Raw genomic sequence first — 18,720 nt, forward strand, 5'->3', positions numbered from 1 at the left:
ACCCCCAATGACTTAACGACTCATTTTTGTTCATCAGGTCTTAAAGTGGCACACAAGTGTGCGACTTTGTCGAATTCATCATTACGCATTGAGTTTCATTATGTAGAATGATTTCTAAAGAAAGCGCGGAACCTAGCACTATATGAGGCTAAGGCATAGAGCATGAACTAAGCTTTAGCGTAAGTGCTCAAAGTTAAGAATCGTGGGTCACGCGACGTACGCAAGGAGAAATGGATTGTACGTAATACTAGCACTGTTCATGGCGTGTCTCGCCATCCTCATCGGAGTGAAAGCCGCCAACCGAGCTGCACTTTTAGAAAAAGAACTAGCCAAACTTCGTGAGGAAGTCACATCACTACGAGCCAGTGTCCATGGGGGCTCAAACCCACAAGTGCACCAACAATCCAGCATCGAAAAAGACACACCATCTGTAGCGACGCCACCTCACATAGAATCACAACAGAAAAATGTCTCATCCTCTGGGGAACATGATCCAGCTGCCAACCTAGACTTGGACCAGAGCGCTGCGAATCAAGGGTACGCCCAGACAAGAGAAGTGCAACTGGATGTTTTTAGTCAAGAAAATGAGTCATTCCTTCAGAGTAAAGTTCAGAGCCTGCTTAGCAACATTCAAGAAAATTGGTTGGTTTGGGTAGGCGCATTGGCCATGCTGATCGGTGGAGGTTATCTCGTACAGGTGATTGGTAGTCACATCCAGTTTTCGCCATTTATGCGAGTGTCCTTTGCCTTTGTGATCTCATTACTTATGGTGCTTGTTGGCGAGTGGTTTCACCGTAAAGAACAACAGAATCCGCAACGGGCAGCACGAGCCCAAGGCTTTACGTATGTTCCTGCTGCTGTTACCGGTACGGGATTAACGGGCATTTACTGCACCGTCATTTTTGCCTTTGTGGTTTATCAAATGCTAACGCCGAGTATCTCGTTGATCATCTTGGCTTCAGCGGCATTTTTCAGTTTAGCATTATCATTGCGACAAGGGCCGTTAATGGCCGTGCTTGGCTTAATTGGTGGCTACACAGCACCACTGTGGATTGGGGGTAATGAACCCAACTACTTTTTGTTAGCCGGATACATCTGCGCAATTTCGTTCGCGGCGACCTTATTGATGCAAAAAGTGCGTAGGTCATGGATTACGCCAAGTATCGCGATTCCACATGTCATTTGGATGTTGCTGTTGATTGAGAGTACACCAACAGAACTGTTGTTCTCGTGGCTCGCGATTTATCTCTCCATCACTTTGTATCTCATTTTCGCGGTTCCGAGAATGGGTTGGATGCTCAATCCTCGCTTTCGTCACTATCAAAGCAAGTGGACAAACTCGCCGACCGCTACCGCTCTCGCAACTGCTTTATTGACCTTTTCTGCCGTCACCAGAATGCCGGATCTGAACACTCTACAAATGGCGTACTGTTATACGCTGCTTGTTGCGATCATCTGGCTACCAGCACTTCGTACAGGCTGGTCATTACGTGTATTTTTGCCATCCATTCTCGTCTCAGCAACCGCGCTGATTGTTCTTACCATCGCTTTTAATGCGCTGTATATGTTAGAGCGAGAAGCTAGCATTCTATTCGCATTGGCGGTGAGTATTGCACTGATCGGCTATCGAACATATTGCCAATCACTTAGTGACCGTTCGCAACTCAGTGGGCTGCTTCTGCTGGTACTGGCTCCCGCGATGAGCTTAATTACGTTGCTTTATGTTGACGAATTTATGCAAGGCTACCTGTGGTATTGGACTACCTTCTGCGCATTGATGGCCACTTACTATGTTGTGCTTGGTCAGCGTGCACGTTCGTTGGCATTAGAATGCTCTGCCGTTATGCATGCTTTAATCGTAGGTATCGCTTTTGTTTGGTTGAGCGATACTTGGTTAACAACAGCAATCTCAATACAAGTTGCGATAATGGCCTTACAGGCTCAAGTCGGGTTATTTCGACCTGCGAGTTGGGCGATTAAAGTGGCAATGGGAATACTGGTTATCCGACTCACGCTGCTACCTTTCATACCCGAATGGCAACCGGTAGAAGCTGGGCATTGGGCTTGGGTTCTTGTGAGTTATATGCCTTCTCTCTTCATCTTGTCTTACGCTCGTTCAACACTAAAACAAGTGGACCGAGAACTGACCAACTGGTTTGAAGGGGCGTTTTTACATGTATTCTTAATGGCATTGTTCACCCAAACTAACTACTGGTTAACGGGGCAATATGGTTACTTGGGGCACATCGACTTCACAAGTGCGGCAGTCTTTGCCAATCAAGCACTAGTTATGGGTTTGGTATACAGCTACCGCAGCCAATTTGCGCAACGCTTAAGCCGTATCTACGAAATCTATAGTTACTTGCTTTGGTGCGCGTTCGCTATATTGATTATTTTGCTTAATACGGCAGAATCGCCGTTGGTGACTGATAACGTCTCGGCACAAGCACTTCCCATCTTTAACATGCTGAGTATCGGCTGGCTGTTACCAGCTTGCATCCTGCTTATCGCAACCTTTAAACGCTGGAATACGTTGCAAGTTCATCGATTTGCGATTGCTAGTCTAGGCTTTTTACTTGCAGCCATTTGGTTGGGGATGTCTATCCGTCAATTCTGGCAAACCACATCGATGATGCTGTATCAGCCAACCAGCATGGCAGAGTTGTTCAGTTATTCAGTGGCTGGCTTGCTCGTAGGTGGATTGCTGACTTGGCGCGGCGTGACCCAACAGGGGCTGATGATGCAGCGTGTCGGTCTAGTGGTCCTTGCCGGTGTCGCACTGAAAGTATTCTTATGGGATGTGAGCTCTCTGGATGGGTTCTGGCGAGCAATAAGCTTCTTAGGCTTAGGTGCATCTTTGATAGCACTTGGATGGCTATTCCAGAAATTGAATCGTTCGGTGGCAAAAGCACTCGAGCCCTAGACGAGTCAAAGAGAGATTCCCGACAGTGCGCTGTTTTCGTTATTGGGGGACGATAACAGTGTAAAGCCGGGAATCATTGGAGTGTTCGTTACTTCAGTAAAGCGACCACGGTATGACGACGCACGTTTGCTTGCGCATTCAATGCCTGAAAAGTCGAAGTAAACTCGCCAGACTTTTGCATGAATCCATCCAGTTTTGCATTCACCTCATTGACTGAAAGCTGTGCGGTTTTGGTTTGGATAGAACGCATTTGAGTATTCAGTTCACCATGAAAAGCTTTCGCTTCCTGCAAGCTCGTTTGAACTTGTTTCAGATGCTGATTTACTTTGGCAATCGTCTGCTTGATGCCGTCGCGTGAGCCTAGATCAAACCCGAGCTCCGCAATACCATCTGGCTCAGACTTTAAGTTCAAAACGTTAGGCTGTCCCGCAGGGAATCGGTGCCCTTCCCCCGTTACCATCACCTTTTGCTGCATTTGTTGATAAGCGTTGTCTCTGGCTTCAAATAAAATGCTGCCATCATCGGCTAATGAGGCTCGCATTCCTAACGCAATCAAGCTGCGATCCAGCATTTTGACCGTTCGCTCACCGTCTGATTGTCCATCAAACTGAATCATCACCGCTTGACCTTGAGGAAAATCCAAACGGATTTGCTCGGCCTTGTCGCTTAAGCGATGAACATTCAAACCTGGAATAGAAAAGCGACGAATATCCGCTTTATCCAGTTTTAAGTGCAGTTCGTTATTTAGGACTTTCTGGCCATCGAAACGTGCTTGCTCAACGACTTTTTGGATGGTGGCTTTAGAACGAACCAATGTATCCTGCAAACCAGGAACATTTTGTACGCCTTGATTAATAGCTTGCGTCAAACCACGTTTAATTTGCGTGAGCTCTTTGCCAATCACCTGCAGCGATTTGGATGCGATCTGAACCGCCGTGGCTTGCTGCTGACCCTGCGTAAGCTGAATACCAGATACAGAGTAGGCTGACGCAGTGTCAGCCTGAATTTGCGCCGGGCGCGGTTTAATTGCCGTACTTGAGTCTGCAGAACGGGTCGGCATGATAGAGGCTTGTTCTTGTCCACCTAAGCGTATGCTATGGGGTCTAACCTCTACTGTACTCATTACCATAAAAAGAACTTCCTAACCTTATAAACGGTCAAACAGCGACAAACCATCGATCTTCACATAGCTTGCTTGCGTTGCTTGCAAAGCGGCCATGTAATTACTCAATCGTACCGACGCTTCACCATAGTCCAGAGCAGAGAGGTCTCCAGATACTTTGTCAACGAACAGCTTGTTTTCACTGTGCGCGCCACCAACAAGATCTAAGTTGTTGTGTCGACCACCAATCTCAGTCATGGTCCCTAGTACGTTTGAAAAAGTATCGTCGATAGCGCTGATACTCGCCTCAACTTCAGCTCTGAAGTTGGCGGTAGGGCTCTCAAACTCTTTGATCAGCGCATCAATTTGGTTAAGCACGTTATGGCCTCCCCCAAGGTCCAATATTTCTTTTGCAGTCATATTGGAATCCATCGTGACACCTTTAGCAATTGTTACTACGCGCTTGTCACTATTACCTTCAATTACGTAGCTGCCGCTCGCTTTACTTACAGCCGCAGTATCCGTTTTAGTACCAGAGAAAAGGTAGTGCCCTTCTTCATCCTGCGCGTTAAAAGACGACTCAATAGAGTCACGGTAACTCTTAAGCTCTGTAATCATACCGCCACGACTTTCGTCAGTAAGAGAGCCGTTCGCACCCCAAAGCGCGATGTCTCGCATGCTTTTTAAGCTTTCTTTGATCGAATCTAAATGGGTTTCTTGACTCGATAGCGTCGTTTTTACGTTTTCAATGTTGTTTTTGTACTGAGCAATCGCACTGGTTTCTCGGTCTAAGTTAAGCAACTTGATCGAAGCCATTGGATCATCAGACAGCTTGGTTAAGCGCTTGCCAGTAGACATCTGTTGCAGAGCTTCGCCTAATCCCGCGCTATTGCTCTGCAAGCTGTGCAACATCATTTGACTAAATTGATTGTCACTAATTCGCATCTAAACTTTCCTCTTAGAATAACTGCAGAATAGAATCGAGCAGTTGATTTGCTGTGCTGATCACTTTCATGTTGGCATTGTGCGCATTAGCAAACATCATTAGGTTAGCCGCTTCTTCATCGCTGTTTACGGAACTAACATTATCGCGAGCTGCGTGCGCTTGCTTGTTCATGGCTAACTTCGCTTGATAATCAGCATTAGCTTGGCGTGCTTTAATTGCGGTTTGACCCACCATTGAACTAAAGGCATCGTTCAAGCTTACTGAGCCGTAACCTGATACCGCCACTGGCTTGTTGCTTAACTCGATCAATGATTGCAACGCATCTGCGTTACCAGGTGTTCCATCACTTGAGAACGCAAGCTCATCTGGAGTTAGCTTGGTAATATCCAAACTGGCTGCAGGGTTTGCTGGGTCATAGCTGAACAAAGGTTTACCTGGGTTGCCATTTAAGTCTTTGCCAGTCGCAAGCACGGCGTTGTATTCATCCGCGAGAGCTTTCGCCATGTCATTCAGAGCCAATTGGTTTGGTTTCAACACTTCGGTTTGATAGTCATTAATCGCACCTAATTTGCCACCAAGCGAGTCACCAATCGCAAAACTTTGATTCGAGAACGTGACGTGTAAGTCCGCCAAGTAAGGATCACTCGGGTCAGGAATGGCTTCCAGTTTGCCATGGTCCGTACCCATCACAAGCGGTTGACCGGAGGTTAGTGTGACCTGAACACTGCCGTCATGCTGCTGTGTTGTTTTGATTTCAATGGTTTGAGATAACTCACCGATTAACCTATCTCGTTCATCCATTAACTGTGATGGGTTACCACCTGTACCTTGCATCTCTACCAGTTGCTTGTTCACCTTCGCGATATTTTCCATAAGGCTATTCGCGTGGTTAAGCGCTGCATTACGTTGATCGCTCATGTCTTTATGTTGATTGTATAAAGATTCGGTAAGCGTATTAAAACGGCGGGCCAAAGCTTCAGATTCGTTAATGATCTGCTGGCGGTAAGGTATGGATTCCGGCTTAACGGTCGCATCGTTAAGCGCAGCGTTTAGCGAGTCCAAGCCAGCCGATATACTGAAACCATCGGCACCAAGCGTATTCTCCAGCTGACTCATGTTACTGGTGTATCCAGATGCGTATGCCGCCATACTGTTAGTCGACCACGTTTGCTTAATCAGAAATTGATCAGTAACGCGGCGAATGCTAGTGACTTCTACCCCTAAACCTGGACTTAAGCGATTGGCTTTACCATCATCGACAGACGCCATCAACGCTTGTTGACGACTGTAACCCACGGTATTCACGTTTGCCACGTTTTGCGCGGTTACGTCTAGGGCCACACGGTTCGCGCCTAAACCTGAAAGGGCAATATTAACTAGGTTCATTTACAGCTCCATTTTTCTGATCAACGGCTGAGAAAACGCGGTAGTCATACCGGCCTCACCGAATACCTGTTTAACAGAGGCGACGGCTTGAGAAGCGGTATTAAATAGGCTTGAATTCTTCTCCACCTCTTTAGAATCTACTTGTGAGATAGATTCAGAATTCGAACCTTTACCATCGTTAGCGGATGAGATGTTGCGCGCAGCATCGAAAGCAACCTCACGCATAGACGGGCTCAGCTGCTGGATGAGCATATTGGCAATGCCTGAGCTCTGTTTCTTTGCTAGTTCCATCGCCAGCTGACCGTCATACATATCACGGAATACCCCTTGTTGCTGACTGGCAAACGGGCTGTCTTTATCAGCAAGAGCGTCACTACTGCTACGCATTTGGCGTAACACCATTTGTAGGAACATTGCCTCAAATTGACCTGCGACGACTTCAAGTGCGCCTTCTTGATCACGACTATGCTTGATGTTAGCCAATGCACTGTTGTCGTGATAAAGCATCGAATTTAACTGAGTTTGTTCATTGGTACTGTCTAGCTTCATCCTTAACTCCTTATATCACGACCAATTCAGCGTTCAATGCACCCGCTTCACTCAAAGCTTGCAGGATAGACATCAAGTCTGTAGGCGTGGCACCTAAACTATTTACCGCATTAACTATGGTGTTAAGTTCCGTGCCTGGAGGCCAAATCACCATCTGAGCGAGATCTTCATTCACATCAAGATCCGTTTGGTTAACGACTTTCGTATCGCCATTTGCAAACGCATTAGGCTGACTAACTTGTTGTGATTCAGAAATTCGCACGGTCAAGTTACCGTGACTTACTGCTGCTTCACTCACTTTGACACTCTTACCGATCACTACGGTGCCAGTGCGAGAGTTAAAGACAATACGAGCAGGTTTACGGCCTTCAACGACGCTCATTTCTTCAAGCATCGACATCATGACGACACGCTGCTGTGTATCTTTTGGTGCACGCATATCAATGCGCGCTTTATTGATCGCAACTGCAACGTTAGGCCCAAAAGTGTTGTTAATTTCACGCGCAATATTTTTTGCTGTAGTGAAGCTAGGCTTGCGCAGGTTTAGGGTGATTTCATCACGTTGGTTGAAATCGGTTTTGATTTCTCTCTCTAAAGTCGCACCATTCGGAACGCGACCCGCCGTTGGTGTGTTTACTTCTACTTTGGAGCCACTTCGCCCCTCTGCAGATAAGCCGCCCACAACCACGTTACCTTGCGCAATCGCGTACACTTCGCCATCAATACCACGTAAAGGCGTTAGCAATAACGTACCACCGCGAAGGCTCTTTGCATCACCGATTGAAGACACAACCACATCCAACGTTTGTCCTGGGCCTGCCATTGGATCAACGGACGCTGTCACACTCACAGAAGCCACATTTCGTAGCTTAGGGTTCATACTGTCATCAATTTGAACCCCAAACTGACGTAGCATGTTGGTAATAGATTGAGAGGTAAATTTCACTTGGTTTCGGTCACCTTGGCCGGCTAAGCCAACCACCAAACCATAACCAACCAGTTGGTTTTCTCGAATGCCGCGAACATCGACCAAGTCCATGATCGGAATTTCCGCTTCAGCACGTGAAGTGCCTGGTAGTCCCAAGGTCAACACCAATAGGAGAGACATAAAGAAAGATTGCATTGTCTTCATTAGAAAGGTACCCATGGGCTGTTGAAGAACTGAGTTAGCCACCCGGCTGCGTTGCTGTCAGCTAGGGCTCCGCGACCTGCGTAGGTAATTCTTGCATCAGCAATTCGTTGAGAAGAAACTTGGTTACTGCGGTTAATATCATCCACACGGACGATACCGGTTAGGCGAATAAACTCGTCGCCTTGATTAAGACGAAGCCATTTTTCACCGCTGATACGCAATACGCCATTAGGTAATACTTCGTGTACCGTTACCGTAATGGCACCTTGAAGCTTGTTGCCTTGTGAACTTGATGCACTGCCATCGAAGTTACGTTTGCCATCCACGCTAACCCCTAACTCATCGATAGTTTTCGTGCCTATGGTCGGCGCCACAAAGTTAATTGCTGAACTTTTACCGAACTTAGTACCCGCATTTTTACTCGATGAGGTTTCTTCTGATAGTTGAACCGTTAATACATCGCCAACTCGGTAAGCACGACGATCCTGAAACAGGGTCATCGTGTATTGGTGACGATAAAGGCTACCAGATTGGGTTTCCGGCAGCGTGTAATCGAGCGTTGGTGGTGCATATTCCTCAGCATTCGGCTCAGGCGGAATAAATTCCTGACGGCCAGCACATCCCACCAGCAACACGGCGGCTACTGCCCAACTCTTAGAAAGCCATTTCATTGCTTTTTCCTTCATCATCACCAATTTCATACTTACATTGATTGCGAAACAAACTTCAGCATGTCATCTGCAGCAGAGACCACTTTCGCATTCATCTCATACGCACGTTGAGTGGTGATCATGTCGACCATCTCTTCTACTACTTGTACGTTTGACCCTTCCAGTGCACCTTGCTTGATAATGCCGGCACCATCAGCTCCTGCAATCAGCTCATCAGCTGGACCGCTGGCTTCCGTTTCACGGAATAAGTTGCCACCCATGGCCTCTAAGCCGGCTGGATTGATGAATTTTGCAAGTGTAATTTGACCAAGCTGCTGAGGTGTTGGATCGTCTGCTGTTGTTGTAGTCACGGTGCCATCAACACCCACAGAGAAAGAGACCGCATTGTCAGGGATCTGGATTTGAGGCTCTAAAGGCAGGCCCTGACTGTTCACCATTAAGCCTTCTGAGTTTCGATGGAACTGACCATTACGTGTATACATGATCTGTCCGTCCGAGTTTTCTATTTGGAAGAAACCCTGACCCATTACAGCAAGATCCAACTCTTGCGTTGTGTTTTGGGTATTACCTTGCGTGAACACTTTTTGTGTGCCAACAACGCGAACACCGCTACCTAGCTGAATACCACTTGGTAGTTCGTTAACTTGGTCTACTTGAGCGCCTGGTTGACGCTGAATGCTGTAGAAAAGATCTTCAAATACGACTCGGTCACGCTTAAAGCCAACCGTGTTTACGTTTGCTAGGTTGTTAGAAATGGCAGTCATCTTCGTGTCTTGCGCTGCCATGCCTGTCTTACTTACCCATAATGCTGAATGCATTTTTTACTCCTTGCGGGGCGAGACTTAGCTCGCCGCCATTAATTTGTTACCAGCTTTTGCTAGAGTTTCCGCCGTTTTCATCATGCGAACTTGCATTTCAAAGTTGCGCGTCAGCGACATCACACTAACCAATTCATCAATAGCAGATACGTTACTGCCCTCAATGTGCTCAGGAGAGAGTTGCACGGTTTCATCTGCCGCGAATGGCACGCCATCTACGCTGTGCAGCAAGCTATCGCTCTCTTTTTGCAGTTGATTAATTTCCGGTTTAACCAACTTCAAAGTGCCTGCCACAATTTCTGCGCCGCCACCTGGTGGGATCACTGAGACTTGACCACGCTCGCTGATTTCAATCTTTTGATAATCCGGCACAACCAAAGGACCATTGTCACCGAGGACAGGGAACCCATTGATTGTTAGAGCGCCAAAAGTATCGACCTGAATATTGCCTGCACGGGTGTAAGCTTCGTTACCCGCTGGGGTTTCTACAGAGAGATATCCCTCCCCCATAACCGCAACGTCCAACGGACGTCCTGTTTTCACAATATCGCCAGCGTCGAAACGTGTTGAGGCAGAGTTGGTCACAACCATAGTGCGACCATCAAAACCTGGGCCTTGCATCTCTACACTACGCACACGCTCCATATCCGCTCGAAAACCCGCAGTATCAGCATTTGATAAGTTGTTTGAACGAACGTGCTGCGCTTTAAGAACTCGGCTGGCACCCGACGTTGCCGTAAATAACAAACTATCCATGCAAAACTCCCATTACACCGCGTTAAACAAAGCTTGAGTAAGCTTGTCGCTGGTAGAAATTGTCTTTGCGTTTGCTTGGTAGTTGCGTTGTGCAGTCATTAGAGCAACAAGCTCGCTGGTTAAGTCAACGTTAGAACCTTCTAATGCACCCGGAGTTAGGTCACCCATCGTACCTGAACCCGGAACACCCATAATTGGAGCACCTGAGCTAAAGCTTTGAGTCCATGATGTTCCACTCACTTTCGCTAAGCCTTGTGTGTTTGCAAAATCAGCAAGAACAACCTGACCTTGTAGCTGTGATTGGCCGTTAGTGTAAGTCGCGTAAACCATGCCGTTACCTTCAACGCGTACACCTGCAAGTTCACCTGATGTGTAACCGTTAGGACTATTAGTACTTACGCCAAAAGCTGCACCAAATTGCGTGCTGCCTTTCAGGTTAATGTCTACACTCATCGCGTTCGCGCCTGCTGCAGGGAATGAAACATTAAACGGCGCAGTCGGTGTTGAAAGCGATCCGTCTTTACCAAACGTTACAGGCACAGTTGCTACTGGCGTCGTACCGCCATCTACTTGAACGTTCACTTCCCACGAGTTAGAAGCAGTCTTAGTAAAGTACTGAGTTACCGTGTGCGAGTTACCCAATGAGTCGTAGACTTTTGTTGTGTAAGACGAGTTAAATGAGCTTGGATCTTTTGGATTGAATGGCGTTACGGCTTTATCAATAACAGACGCGCTTGCGTCGAAGTTCGCAACAAAATCTAAGCTGTCTGTTGCTTTAGCATTCAGTGAGGAAGTCGATACCTGAATATTACCCACAGAACCTGTCATTAGGTTGTTGTTGCTATCGACACTGTAACCTTGAAGCTTTGCACCGCTGTTAGCCGTAACAAAGTTGTTCTTATCCGTTGAGAACACACCTGAACGTGTGTACAACATTTGGCCCATATTATCTTTAGTAACAAAAAAGCCACCGCCATTAATAGCTAGGTCCATCGCACGGCCAGTTCCTGTGATACTGCCGTCTTTGTCGAAGTTCTGTGAAATTGACGCGACTTCCACACCACCAGGTTGCATGCCATTGTATACAGCGGAGAATTCTGTGCGGCCACCTTTAAAACCATACGTTGATGCGTTGGCAATGTTGTGGCTGATTGTGTTTAGCTCTGTGTTGGTCGCGTCCAGACCACTTAGTGCGATGTTAAAACTCATAAATAGACCTCTGATTTCCGTATTTGGTTAAGCACCAAACTGAGTGATTTGATAGAAAGGAACGTTGCCAACGCCATGGACATTGACTAATGCTGCGCCACCGGTATTAGGAATGCGCACTTGCTCAACAGTGCCTGCCATCAGCACATTTGGACTTGCTTGCCCTTCTTGCACTTCTACGGCCACTGAGTATTTGCCTGGTTTAAGACCAAGTTCTTCAGGATTAATTGAAAAGTCGACGTCACCTTTGCCGTGAGCACCTAGTGGCACTTTAGTTGATTGACCAAATTCATCTTTAACAACTAACGTGACTTGGTTTGAGCTATGAGCGAGTTCGATTTTTCCGTTTTGTACGTCTTCACCAAGCTGAAATTCATCCGCATTGACGTAAACCGTTTGCCCAACAAGGCCCGCTGTTGACAGCACTTGCATGTTGTCCAGTAACACCATGCTCTGTTGCATTGTCTTAGACATATTCTCGGTACTTTGTACCTGCGAGAACTGAGCCAATTGACCAACGTATTCCGTACCATCAAGGGGATTAAGTGGGTCTTGGTTTTGAATTTGAGCCACCATCAAAGAAATAAACTCATTCTCCAATGAAGAAGCGCTGTTCATGTCTTTAGGGTTTGGTGAGATACCGTTGCTGTCTTTTGCTTTTGTATTTACTGGAGCGTCAGACGATAAAGGGGTGTATTGCGCAATACTCATTAGCTGCCCTGCCCTAATCTAAGCAGACCTTGCTGCATACTTTTTACATTGGCTAATACTTCAACATTCGTTTCGAAGCTGCGTGTTGCGGACATCATGTCTGCCATTTCAGCAACTACATCAATATCTGGGTAAAACACATAGCCTTCATCATTAGCCAGTGGGTTGTTCGGCTCAAAACGCTTCTCTGCATCTCCAGCATTTTTAACAACGTCAACAATGCGAACTTCTGCATTGGGATAAGCTCCATTTTCTGTTGTCATTTGCGTTTTTTGGTACACAGTCGCAAATACTGGCTTAAGCGCTTTATAAGCATCTTCTGGATTTGCAGATACTGCATCTGCGTTTGCTAAGTTACTGGCTACCGTATTCAGACGCACAGTTTGTGCTGTCATCGCGGAACCAGTGATCGAGTAAATATCAGTGAATGACATAATTAACGTCCCTCAATCGCTTTCGCTAAGCCATTAAATTTCATGTTGAGAAACGTCAGGCTAGTTTGAAAGTCCATGTTGTTTTGCGTGAATTTTGCTTGTTCAACACCAAGCTCTACGGTGTTGCCATTTTTGCTATTCTGGTAAGGCACCGAGTATTGGGCCTGAACCTGGAACTTTGGCACCGGTTTGTTCACACCACCTGCCGTTACTTGGTTCATTACGGTGGTGAAACTTAGGTCTTTCGCCAAATACCCAGGGGTGTCAACATTTGCTAGGTTACTGGCGAGGACTTTGGTACGCTGAACGCGAAAATTAAGTGCCTCTGGATGTACTCCTAAAGCATTTTCAAATGTGATCGCCATGCATCTTCCTTACAGTTGGCTCGAATACGCCAACATACAAACAAGATACGTGCCATAAAAAATAGCTATATATATCAATGACTTATAAACAAGGATGGAAGCCAAACTTCCGGTTCTCGGAAAGCATTAAAAACAAGAGGAAAGTGTCCACTTCCTCAACAATAATGCTGACGTTACTCGCTTTGACATCAGAACAAGCATTCGCCAACACCAATGACAAAACCCTCAGCGTTGAAGAGATAAAATCCGTTGTAGCAACGGATTTCGAACAAGAGGTGGATCGCGTAGCGCTCTCCAATCAGTGGGGGGAGTACAAACTGGACTTCGACATGTGGGTGCCCGGTTCTGCCAATCACTTGCCAGAATGTCAATCGCCTTTAGTTATCACAGGTCGTGACAACAACACGTTGCCAGTCGGTAACCTCAAGCGCTCAGTCAGCTGCGACAATATCGCATCACCATGGCGAATTAACGTTACGATAAAGTCTTCGCTGACTCTGCCTGTTTTAGTCGCGACAACCACGGTTGGCCGAAATGAAGTCGTAACGGCTAAACACATAAAGCTTGAAACCCGAACCATCTCTCGCCAAGACGATTTTTATACTCGCCCCGAGCAAGCAGTAGGCTTAGAAACCTCTCGTCGTTTGAGGGCTGGACAAGTGGTTAATCCATCCAATTTGTCGGCCCCACCTCTAATCGAGAAAGGCAATGAAGTCATAGTCATTGCGAGCAAAAATGGATTTAGTGCCAGCACAAAAGGAGTCGCCTTAGAAGATGGAGCGAAAGGGCAACAAATTGACGTGGAAAACCCAAGTTCGGGCAAGGTCATAAGAGCAGTCGTAACTGGATTAAACCAGGTTCATACTCAATTTTGATTTTTTGACTCGGGGTAACATTTTTTAATTTTGGCTCTCGTCAGTAACACTGAACTTCGAGTACAAAAAAAATATTTAATGTTTATCACATTCTAACCGCCTACTTAATTTAGAACATGATGATGAGGACCACAGCATGAAAATCGACAAAGTCGCGGGCGGTCATGTCCCACAAACAAAATTACAGCAAGCAAGCAAACAGCCTGTCGACGTCGTCGAACAGAGCAAAGTACACGAGCCTGCATTTCAAGCGAATACCGTAGCGATAGATCGCGCTCAAGCTGAAATGGCATCACTACCTGATGTTGATATGGAAAAAGTAGAACAAGTACGCAACGCATTAGCGCGTGGTGAACTTAGCCTAGATACAAAAGTGCTATCCAAGGCAATCATGCAGTTCCATACAGGTCACGAGTAATAAAACGCTAGGAAGACATCATGGCAAGCGCAGTATCGCAGCGAATTCAACAATTTGTTCGCTCTATATCTGAGGATATTAAGCTTTATCAACAACTGCTTCCTTTGCTTCAGCAGCAAAAGGTATTGTACTTAAAGTTTGATGGAGAGGCACTGAACGACAATGTTCAGAAACAAATGCCGATACTCAATAAACTCAGCCGCTCCGCCAATGACAGAAGCCAGTGTATGCGAGCGCTGGGGTTAGCGTGTAATGACGCCAGCGTAAAACGAATTTTCAATGCTTTGCCTGCCCAAATAGGTATGCAAGCTAGAAAACAATGGGCGCTATTGGAAACGTTGGTAAGTCAGTGCCAACAATACAATCAGAGCAATGGCCACAGCTCTGCGGCGTTCCATGAGTTGGTCAGTCAACTCAAACAACCTGTGCAACACACTTATGAAGATAAATCGTTCTAAACGATGTTCGTCTTGCCTACAGATTCAGTCGCCATCTCGGCTGAGTACTGTAGGCCTTTTTATTTTTATTGCCTTTCTGTCCTACCTTCCATTCACATGCCAGGCAAAACCAAATGCTGTCGATATTCAAACGCAGTATCAAGTATTAGCCCCATACAAACCACAAATTGCCAAGCGTCTCGATTCATCCAAACCGGTAATTAACCACATTTTCAAACAGCTTCAAAACCACTCATTACCAAATAGCCTAGCCTTAGTGCCAATGTTAGAATCTTCTTACAACCCCAAAGCCGTTTCTCACGCTAACGCCGCCGGACTTTGGCAACTGATACCAGCCACAGCGAAACGTTTCGGATTAACGATAAATACAAAACAAGACGATCGCTTTGACACAGAAGCTAGCACAACGGCCGCGCTCAAGTACCTGGCGTTTTTATACAACAAATTCGATCAAAATATGGCTCTCACTTTAGCTGCATACAATGCCGGAGAAGGACGTGTTGCACGTGCTATTCAGCGAGCAGGAAGTCGAGATTTCCAACAACTCACGCTGCCTAACGAGACTCGCCAATATGTCAGCCGCTTCTATGCATTGGAAAAGTTGATAGATATCGGTCAGTTACAATCCTCATCATTTCAACCTTTACTCTTATTTGCTCCAGACGCTCCTATGATTTCACAACCGCTGGTCGACTTTAGCCGACTGCCTCCGCTAGTTAATTTGTGATAAAAGCTACGACAGAGCTCAATGTCAGAGAAACGTAAAATCACAAGATCCTGTTCGGCGAATTTGAAAACTCGTGATCTCTATGCAAACGTGTGCAAAAAAGTTGAGGTAGGGTATCTCAAAGATAAGAAAGAGTAGTGGTTTACTAAAAAGCGCCCCAATTGCGCTTGGCAATTGGGTAGATATGCGTCACATTGCGTTTGCAAAAAAACATGAAAACCAATGGTCAGACCTAATAATTATTTACACACTAAATGTAAAACAGCTATTGTTTTCATAGTTCGAAACAAATCTAACATATCAAGATGACGCTTCGCTTGCGCGTCTGGAATAAGTCCGGGTTCCGGGGGGGAGTCCGGACTTTTTTATTGCTCTAAAATCTTTGCCCACAATAGAGCCAACAGAAGCTAAGTCGTAATGATGCAAACTAGCTGTTTATAGTAATTCTTTAGAAATCAACTGAAGTAAAAACGTTTCGCGCTCAATGCTCATGCCTTTTTTCGGGCTTTCTGCCATCGTTTTTTCATTGTGTGCAATTGCTTCGTGTATGTTCATCCATACCGGGCGCATTCCATTTTTAACTTCGTAATCTTCATACGCCGTTTCGCCTAGCTCACGTTCGATTTTACATGTATAACAATACGACACCATGTGCATCACGTCAGCGTCATCCTTGTACCACGGACGAAACTCCTCAAAGATTCCGAAAGGCTTAATACCATGTATATTTTGGGCGCCCGTTTCTTCCTCTAATTCACGGACTAATCCAGCAATGACATCTTCACCATCATCAATACCACCGCCTGGTAGCGTGTAGTCATGGTAACGTTCTGTATAGAGCAACAGCACATCTTCACCATCAAGTACAATGGCTCGCGCTGCATTGCGCTGAAAAACAATTTTGTCATCCAAATGCTCTATGTCTGGATGAACGGTCGATTTTAAATGTCTCATCGAAAATACCACGGTCAATGTTTTGTGCGCATATTACCGAATTTCACACTTTAAATCATTGTTGTAGGCCAGGTACGTTCGAGCGCTTGTCAGGAAGTGATTGATATGACCTTCACAACAATACGCCAAGAACAGAAGTGTGACGTGCTAATCAGCAATAAATGAGAATATCTAAATTCTTATACGTCCCTCTTACTTTTAACATCGATAAGACAATAATCTCTTAAAGTTGCCTATAATCAATACAATACTCGCCCACCCCATGCGGAGATAAAGAATGAAAAAGACAAATTTAATGATGGCTATGGCTGCAACATTGGTACTGGCTGGTTGTTCAACTTACGAGGGAGCGACCCGATCAACTGAGTATACCTCCGTTGCAAATCCCGCAGCCGTATACTGTGTTCAGCAAGGTGGTGAGCTGGATACCGTGTCGGAAAACGGCGAACGTGTCACTTACTGTGTGCTGTCGGACAATGAACGCGTCGAGCAATGGGAATACTATCGCGAGAATCACAAAGAAAATGAGGGTGACAACTACTAATTATTTTTATCGATACGTCACCTTCCCTCTATCACTTAGGAGCCTTTGGGCTCCTTTTTTATTTGATTTATCAAAGTGTTCTTACGTTGTTTTTACATATCTCTGACTTTACCGCACATCGACCCTATATCGAACAGTGTTCTATTCTTGACATTCCCCTGACATAACTTTCCACTTGGACAATAAAATTCCAAACACAGATCACACTAATTCACATTTCTTCCACATTTTCTGGGACAGGTGAGCAAGATGAAAACACAAATAGTAAAAGAAGCCGAGTCAGCCCCAAGCAACGTTGTTACTGAAAAATCAAAGCGCATTATTTATAAATCGAGTTTAAACGCCTTGATGATTGTCGCTATAAGTATTCTCGTTAACCTTAGTCTTCGTCTTGATTATGTCGTGTTGGGATCAAGCCTTGGCGAGCTTTCCGTTACAGAAACGCTCCAGCTTGTGATGCTTGCTATTGCATCATGGTCGTTTTTCAGCTTATCGAAACAACAGCCTCAGCTAAAGCATGCGGCTATTTTGATTGCAGGATTTTTTGCAGTACTGATTATTCGCGAAACGGACTATTGGACAGACATGATTCATCATGGCTCTTGGGTTTTCCCAGCACTTGCTGTCACCGCACTGGCTTGCGCCAAAGCTTACCAAGGTGGTAAAGGTACCATGAACGAAATGGCGACCATTTTAACGGTGCCACATATGAAGCTATTAGTTGGTGCTGTAATGCTATTATTAGTCTTCTCTCGTTTGTATGGTATGGGCAGTTTTTGGCAACAAGTGATGGATGAAAATTACATCCGTGATGTTAAAAATATCTCAGAAGAAGGTATAGAACTGCTTTGCTACTGTTTGATCGCATTAAGCGCCGTCCGTACAAAACGCGAGCTTAATGAATAGACTCAGGATCAAAGCGACGGTTCAATGCAGTCAGTATCGGATGGAAGATACTTAATGCCTTTTCCGCAGCACCTACAGATTCATCCAAGGCCGTCATTTCGACGGCCTTTTTCATTTCTTCAATATCTTGCAAAGCCTCTTTATCAAGCGGGAAAGAGAGCAATTTGTGAATAGCATCTCTTGCGATCATAAGTGGCTTTTTTCGGACAATTGATAAATCTCGGAAAAATACGCCATGCTTTACCCCTTCTAAATAAACTCGGTAGGTTGTGAGTTCATCGAGTAGCAAGAATGTCTCCGCCATAAGCCCCTTATGTGGGTATGGCACGCTAATATGTTTGCTGATATCCAGTGGAATATTGAGAGTCACCCCCATGGATTCGCAATCGGATTTAAGTACTCGTAATAAGCCTTGCTCATCCATCAAATTCTGGATATCAATGATTCGTTCGAGGTGGTAGTCATTAGATAGCAAGATAACCTCAACCGGATGCCCCGACCATAACTCGAACAACCCACTTTTGCACAAAACTTGGGAAACATAACGCATGTTTTGAAACGTGTTCAACGACTCCGTTTCTAAGAGTATATGACGTTCAGGGAACGGATTCACAGAGTCTGCGTTTAGGGTTCTAAAATACGCGTACATCGCCTCTGCTTCAGAAACACTTTGTCCTTGCGTTACTCCGCCACAAAAAATAATCGCCGTTCGCTCTGTCGGTAGTGATGCAGTCCTACAAGACAAAGCTTCGACTCTTGTTATGCCCTCAGAGGTCAACCTGTTATTGACGAGGCGTTTACCTAAAACGATGACGATGTTGTCTAACTTCATTTTA

21 protein-coding genes are annotated in these 18,720 nt (G+C 45.6%); 7 read left to right on the forward strand and 14 right to left on the reverse strand.

The features are described from left to right. Positions 1-259: 259 nt before the first annotated feature. Positions 260-2,923 carry a DUF2339 domain-containing protein gene (locus R7P36_RS16615; protein WP_053307166.1) on the forward strand — a complete coding sequence of 888 codons (2,664 nt, stop codon included), beginning with the start codon at positions 260-262 and terminating at the stop codon, positions 2,921-2,923. Between the two features lie 88 nt (positions 2,924-3,011). On the opposite strand, the gene R7P36_RS16620 is transcribed toward R7P36_RS16615, so the two are convergent. The 12 genes from R7P36_RS16620 to flgB are packed head-to-tail and all read right to left on the reverse strand — an operon-like array spanning position 3,012 to position 13,002. Beyond that, positions 3,012-4,052: a flagellin gene (locus R7P36_RS16620; protein ID WP_005373996.1), complete on the reverse strand. Its 1,041-nt coding sequence runs from the start codon at positions 4,050-4,052 to the stop codon at positions 3,012-3,014. Positions 4,053-4,070: 18 nt separating this feature from the next. Continuing rightward, positions 4,071-4,970: a flagellar hook-associated protein FlgL gene (gene flgL, locus R7P36_RS16625; RefSeq protein ID WP_005373998.1), complete on the reverse strand. Its 900-nt coding sequence runs from the start codon at positions 4,968-4,970 to the stop codon at positions 4,071-4,073. A 13-nt stretch (positions 4,971-4,983) separates the two neighbouring features. Beyond that, entirely contained in the window at positions 4,984-6,357 is a 1,374-nt protein-coding gene (gene flgK, locus R7P36_RS16630; protein WP_005374000.1) for a flagellar hook-associated protein FlgK, read from the reverse strand. Then, positions 6,358-6,906, reverse strand: a complete 549-nt coding sequence (locus tag R7P36_RS16635) for a rod-binding protein (RefSeq protein ID WP_005384422.1) — start codon at positions 6,904-6,906, stop codon at positions 6,358-6,360. A 10-nt stretch (positions 6,907-6,916) separates the two neighbouring features. Next, a complete protein-coding gene (locus R7P36_RS16640; RefSeq protein ID WP_086026720.1) occupies positions 6,917-8,053 on the reverse strand; it encodes a flagellar basal body P-ring protein FlgI in 1,137 nt (378 codons plus the stop codon). Beyond that, complete coding sequence (flgH, locus tag R7P36_RS16645) at positions 8,038-8,709, reverse strand: flagellar basal body L-ring protein FlgH (protein WP_017635111.1); 672 nt, start codon at positions 8,707-8,709, stop codon at positions 8,038-8,040. The genes R7P36_RS16640 and flgH overlap by 16 nt, the downstream gene beginning before the upstream one ends. Before the next feature lie 32 nt (positions 8,710-8,741). Then, the gene (gene flgG / locus R7P36_RS16650) at positions 8,742-9,527 is read right to left on the reverse strand and encodes a flagellar basal-body rod protein FlgG (RefSeq protein WP_005374008.1); all 786 of its coding nucleotides are present in this window, start codon (positions 9,525-9,527) and stop codon (positions 8,742-8,744) included. Between the two features lie 24 nt (positions 9,528-9,551). After that, on the reverse strand, positions 9,552-10,283 hold the full coding sequence (gene flgF, locus R7P36_RS16655) for a flagellar basal-body rod protein FlgF (protein WP_005374009.1): 732 nt from the start codon (positions 10,281-10,283) through the stop codon (positions 9,552-9,554). A 12-nt stretch (positions 10,284-10,295) separates the two neighbouring features. Continuing rightward, complete coding sequence (gene flgE / locus R7P36_RS16660) at positions 10,296-11,492, reverse strand: flagellar hook protein FlgE (RefSeq protein WP_017635110.1); 1,197 nt, start codon at positions 11,490-11,492, stop codon at positions 10,296-10,298. Positions 11,493-11,519: 27 nt separating this feature from the next. Then, a complete protein-coding gene (gene flgD, locus R7P36_RS16665; RefSeq protein WP_005384410.1) occupies positions 11,520-12,203 on the reverse strand; it encodes a flagellar hook assembly protein FlgD in 684 nt (227 codons plus the stop codon). Continuing rightward, on the reverse strand, positions 12,203-12,637 hold the full coding sequence (flgC, locus tag R7P36_RS16670) for a flagellar basal body rod protein FlgC (RefSeq protein WP_005374012.1): 435 nt from the start codon (positions 12,635-12,637) through the stop codon (positions 12,203-12,205). Before flgC ends, flgD begins: the two co-directional genes overlap by 1 nt. A gap of 2 nt (positions 12,638-12,639) precedes the next feature. After that, positions 12,640-13,002 carry a flagellar basal body rod protein FlgB gene (flgB, locus tag R7P36_RS16675; protein WP_005374013.1) on the reverse strand — a complete coding sequence of 121 codons (363 nt, stop codon included), beginning with the start codon at positions 13,000-13,002 and terminating at the stop codon, positions 12,640-12,642. Between the two features lie 77 nt (positions 13,003-13,079). Between flgB and flgA the strand changes: the two genes are divergently transcribed. From flgA to R7P36_RS16695, 4 genes are all read left to right on the forward strand, one after another. Then, a complete protein-coding gene (gene flgA / locus R7P36_RS16680) occupies positions 13,080-13,877 on the forward strand; it encodes a flagellar basal body P-ring formation chaperone FlgA (RefSeq protein WP_031777223.1) in 798 nt (265 codons plus the stop codon). 136 nt (positions 13,878-14,013) lie between these two features. Then, entirely contained in the window at positions 14,014-14,295 is a 282-nt protein-coding gene (gene flgM / locus R7P36_RS16685) for a flagellar biosynthesis anti-sigma factor FlgM (RefSeq protein WP_005374016.1), read from the forward strand. Between the two features lie 20 nt (positions 14,296-14,315). Then, on the forward strand, positions 14,316-14,753 hold the full coding sequence (gene flgN / locus R7P36_RS16690) for a flagellar export chaperone FlgN (protein ID WP_005374018.1): 438 nt from the start codon (positions 14,316-14,318) through the stop codon (positions 14,751-14,753). Beyond that, positions 14,734-15,480 (forward strand): lytic transglycosylase domain-containing protein, encoded by a 747-nt coding sequence (locus tag R7P36_RS16695; protein ID WP_042523341.1) that lies wholly within the window; start codon positions 14,734-14,736, stop codon positions 15,478-15,480. Before flgN ends, R7P36_RS16695 begins: the two co-directional genes overlap by 20 nt. A 435-nt stretch (positions 15,481-15,915) precedes the next feature. On the opposite strand, the gene R7P36_RS16700 is transcribed toward R7P36_RS16695, so the two are convergent. Further along, on the reverse strand, positions 15,916-16,434 hold the full coding sequence (locus R7P36_RS16700) for an NUDIX hydrolase (protein ID WP_005374021.1): 519 nt from the start codon (positions 16,432-16,434) through the stop codon (positions 15,916-15,918). A gap of 277 nt (positions 16,435-16,711) precedes the next feature. On the opposite strand from R7P36_RS16700, the gene R7P36_RS16705 reads away from it, so the two are divergent. Next, the gene (locus tag R7P36_RS16705; protein WP_005374023.1) at positions 16,712-16,978 is read left to right on the forward strand and encodes a DUF333 domain-containing protein; all 267 of its coding nucleotides are present in this window, start codon (positions 16,712-16,714) and stop codon (positions 16,976-16,978) included. A 249-nt stretch (positions 16,979-17,227) separates the two neighbouring features. Further along, a complete protein-coding gene (locus tag R7P36_RS16710) occupies positions 17,228-17,884 on the forward strand; it encodes a hypothetical protein (RefSeq protein ID WP_005374025.1) in 657 nt (218 codons plus the stop codon). Here R7P36_RS16710 and R7P36_RS16715 read toward each other — a convergent pair. Further along, complete coding sequence (locus R7P36_RS16715) at positions 17,874-18,716, reverse strand: YdcF family protein (protein ID WP_171342658.1); 843 nt, start codon at positions 18,714-18,716, stop codon at positions 17,874-17,876. The two genes, R7P36_RS16710 and R7P36_RS16715, sit on opposite strands and share 11 nt — an antisense overlap. Between the last annotated feature and the right edge of the window lie 4 nt (positions 18,717-18,720).

Origin of the sequence: Vibrio sp. 397, assembly GCF_033339395.1 — a bacterium.
GTDB lineage: Bacteria > Pseudomonadota > Gammaproteobacteria > Enterobacterales > Vibrionaceae > Vibrio > Vibrio alginolyticus.